Raw genomic sequence first — 2,215 nt, 5'->3', positions numbered from 1 at the left:
CCATGTCGCTGACCTGGACGGGCTGAACCGGCTGTTCACCGCCTGGGTCGAGCAGGTCTATCACCGCCGTGTTCACTCCGAGACCGACGCCCCACCCCTGGCCCGCTGGCAGGCCAGCGGCCCGTTCGGGCTGCCCACGCCGGACGCGCTGGCCGAGGCGTTCTGCTGGGAAGCGCACCGCACCGTCTCCAAGACCGCGCTCGTCTCCCTGCAGGGCAACACCTACCAGGTCGACCCCGTCCTGGCCGGGCGCCGGGTCGAGCTGGTGTTCGACCCGTTCGACCTGACCCGGATCGAGGTCCGACACCGCGGCGTCCCCGCCGGGGCCGCCCTCCCGCACCGCATCACACGCCACGCCCACGTCAAGGCCCGCCCGGAGACCCCACCCGCGCCGCCGACCGCGACCGGGATCGAGTACGCCCGCCTAATCGACACCGCCCACCAGCGCCGAACTCGCCCACGGCGTCAACTACGCCGCCCTCACCAGCACCGCCCTCACCAGCAGCAGCGGCGGCGAGCTGCCCGCTCAGCTCGACCTCCTCGACGACGCACGCGCCGTCGAACTCGACACCCAGCCCGACGTCCAGCCCGACGTCCAGCCCGACGTCCAGCTCGGCGGCCGTTCCGGCGAGGAGGTATCGGCGTGATCGACCGACTGCAGGGATTCTTCGGGTTCACCCGCACCCCGTTCGGGCGCGACCTGGCCCCCGGCATGCTGCACCGCCACACCAGCCACGGCGAAGCCGTCGCCCGGATCGGCTGGTGCGTGGCCGAGCACCGCATCGGGGTCATCACCGGCGAGGTCGGCGCCGGGAAGACCGTCGCCGTCCGCGCCGCCCTGCACGCCCTCGACCCGACCCGGCACACCATCATCTACCTGCCGAACCCGACGGTCGGGGTCCGCGGGATCCACCACCAGATCGTCGCCGCGCTCGGGCAGCGCCCGCTCAACCATCGCGCCACCCTGGTCCCGCAGACCGTCGACGCGCTCGCGGTCGAGCAGGTCGAACGCGGCCGCACCCCCGTCCTGGTGATCGACGAAGCGCACCTGCTCGATCATGACCAGCTCGAGTCCGTCCGGATGCTCACCAACCACGACATGGACTCCAGCAGCCCGTTCGCCTGCCTACTGGTCGGCCAACCGACGCTGCGGCGCAAGATGAAACTCGGCGTCCTCGCCGCGCTGGACCAGCGGATCGGGCTGCGCTACGCGATGCCCCCGATGACCGGCGAGGAGACCCTCAGCTACCTGCGCCACCACCTGTCCCTCGCCGGCCGGTCCGACCCGCTGTTCTCCGACGACGCCGTCGCGCTGATCCACCAGACCGCCCGCGGCTACCCCCGCGCGGTCAACAACGTCGCCCTGCAAGCACTCGTCGCGGCCTTCGCCGCGGACAAGGCCATCGTCGACGAGTCATCCACCCGCGCCGCGGTCGCCGAGGTCACCGCCGAATGACCACTCCGGCAACCCGACGACGAACCGCTCGTCAACGACCGGCAACCTGACGACCAGGGCGCCACCACGCCGACCAAGCCCCGTCCGGCACCCAGCCGACGGGGCCTCGGCACGCCAACGACATCTGCACCGTCAATGGCGGCTACGTCTGCACCCTCAGCGGCGGCCAACAACCAGTGCGGCGTACACCCGATCCTGAAACCTCACCCGCCAGGGCGAGAAGCTTCGGCACAACAGCGTGAGACGCCAGTTGGCACGCGACGAGGTCACCAATCGGCCGATGGACACCTGCCGGTGAAGTGCCCGGCGATGTGGACTACGGATGATCATGGAAACGGTCGCTTGTTACCGCGCCGAAGCCTTCGCCGCCGGTCGTGTTGTGGCTGCGGACCGACTTGCAGCGGAGGGCTTAGCCACGAACCGGGCAGCGACCACAGGCCGGACAACGGGTTGACCACGACGCCCTGCCAATCCGAGCCATCAATTGTCCACAGCTGCCTGGCAGCCGGTGCAACAGAGCATCGCCGGGGCCGGAGGCTTGGCCGATGGGCCACGGCTCGCTCACGGTCAGCCACGTCTCGGGACACGCCCAGCAGGGACGCTCATCCCTGAGGGCTGCATCTGAGCAGCCACTAGTGTCACGTGCCGGAAGTAGATTTACGGTGCGCTTTTGCGATGATCGTGTCGGCGTCCTTGGTCCAGACGAATGGTTCGCAGCGTTCGTTCCAGCCATCGATGAACGCGGTGATGGCCTTGACC

At 69.8% G+C, this 2,215-nt stretch carries 1 protein-coding gene; it reads left to right on the top strand.

What is annotated here, in order from left to right; all coding sequences use genetic code 11:
- On the top strand, nt 1-1,456 hold a 1,456-nt coding region (locus KME75_RS41100; RefSeq protein WP_219420394.1), incomplete at its 5' end, for an AAA family ATPase.
- Nucleotides 1,457-2,215: the final 759 nt, after the last annotated feature.

The sequence above is a fragment of the Pseudonocardia nigra genome, assembly GCF_019396355.1.
GTDB classification, from domain to species: domain Bacteria; phylum Actinomycetota; class Actinomycetes; order Mycobacteriales; family Pseudonocardiaceae; genus Pseudonocardia; species Pseudonocardia nigra.
Note: the sequence above shows the minus strand (reverse complement) of the source record. Positions and strands in the feature narration are given on the sequence as shown.